Below are 1,643 nucleotides of genomic sequence, written 5' to 3'. Positions count from 1 at the left end.
CTCCCATGTCGCTGATCGACACCTTCTTCAACCCCGACGTCATCATGTCCAGCCTGCCGGCGCTGCTGCGCGGCTTCCTGAACACGCTGCTGCTCGGCATTTTGAGCATCGGCATCGGCATCCCCATCGGCCTGGGGATCAGCCTGGTGCGGCTCTATGCGCCGAAGCCGCTGCGCTGGCTCGCGGTCGGCTACACCGACATCTTCCGCGCCCTGCCGGTGCTGGTCGTGCTGATCCTGATCTACTATGCGCTGCCCTTCCTCGGCATACGCCTGTCGTCCTGGGCATCGGCGGTGACAGCCTTCGCCTTCATCATGTCGGCCTACTCGGCCGAGGTGTTCCGCTCCGGCATCGAAAGCATTCCGCGTGGCCAGTTCGAGGCGTCGCAGGCGCTTGGCCTGCCGTTCCTCCTGACCTTGCGCAAGGTGGTGCTGCCGCAAGCGATCCGCGTCGTCATCCCGCCGATGACCAGCAACTGCGTCTCGATGTTCAAGGACACCTCGCTCGCCTCCACCGTGGCGCTGCCGGAACTCTTGAAGGAAGCGACCAACGCGCAGTCGCTCTACGCCAACCCATCGCCGCTGATCGGCGCCGCGCTTGTCTATCTCATCTTCCTCTGGCCGATGGTCCGCCTCGTCAGCCTGCTCGAAGAGCGCTTCAAGACCGAAAAGAAGCGCTGACCTCGCCAACCGATCCCACCCCGTCCAAGCCCTCCGCAGGAGCCTACCCGTGAATAAGCATCAAACCGACAATGCGAATGCCACCGCGTTCCCCGTCGACACCATCCGCGCCATGTTTCCAGCCTTGCAGCGGGCCGGCGATTTCATCTTTTTGGACAACGCCGCCGGCGCGCAGATCCCGCAGAGCGTGCTCGACGCGGTGACCAATCATCTGGTTTCGCACAATGTGCAGCGTGGCGGCCGCTATGGCCGCAGCGTCACCGTCGACCAATCGGTCGCCGATGCCCGGACAAGCGTCGCTCTGCTCATCAACGCCTACAGCCCGGCGGAAATCTGCTTCGGCATGAATGCCACCTCGTTCATCCGCCTGGTCAGCCTCGGCATCGGCCAGATGCTGCAAGAGCGCGACGAGATCGTCGTCACCGACATGGACCATGACGCCAACATCGCGACTTGGCTGGCGCTGGAGTCGGCCGGTGCGAAATTCAAATGGTGGCGGATGCGTGAGGACGGCAATCTGCATGTCGACGATCTGCGTCCGCTGGTTTCGGACCGCACCCGCCTGATCGCCTGCACGGTCACGGCGCACTCGATCGGCTCGATCGTCGATGTCGCTTCGGTGGCCAAGATCGCGCATGCGGCCGGCGCCGAAGTGTTCCTCGACTGCGTGCATTACGGGCCGCATGGACTGATCGACGTGCAGGCCTGGGACTGCGACTATCTCGTCTGCTCCGGCTACAAGAATTTCTCGCCGCATATGGGCTTCCTGTGGGGCCGTTTCGAGACGCTGAAGCGGCTGCCGACCTTCCGCGAGGATTTCATCCCCGACGAGCCGCCCTACAAGGTCGAGGCCGGCACCTTCATCTACGAGAACGTCTCCGGCATGGATGCCGCCGTGCAATACCTGGAACTGATAGGCCGCAATCTGGCGCCGTCCAACAACCGTTCGCGGCGCGACAACAT

The 1,643-nt window shown here is 63.5% G+C and carries 2 protein-coding genes; both read left to right on the top strand.

Going from position 1 to position 1,643, the window contains the following annotated elements; genetic code table 11:
* Positions 1-5: 5 nt before the first annotated feature.
* A complete protein-coding gene (locus EN925_RS34970) occupies positions 6-680 on the top strand; it encodes an amino acid ABC transporter permease (RefSeq protein ID WP_013527987.1) in 675 nt (224 codons plus the stop codon).
* Between the two features lie 49 nt (positions 681-729).
* A partial coding sequence (locus EN925_RS34965) for a cysteine desulfurase-like protein (RefSeq protein WP_128337322.1) occupies positions 730-1,643 on the top strand: 914 nt, incomplete at its 3' end.

This window comes from Mesorhizobium sp. M7A.F.Ca.US.006.04.2.1 (genome assembly GCF_004022915.1).
Taxonomy (GTDB): domain Bacteria; phylum Pseudomonadota; class Alphaproteobacteria; order Rhizobiales; family Rhizobiaceae; genus Mesorhizobium; species Mesorhizobium ciceri.
This window is presented reverse-complemented; position numbering and strand designations above follow the sequence as displayed.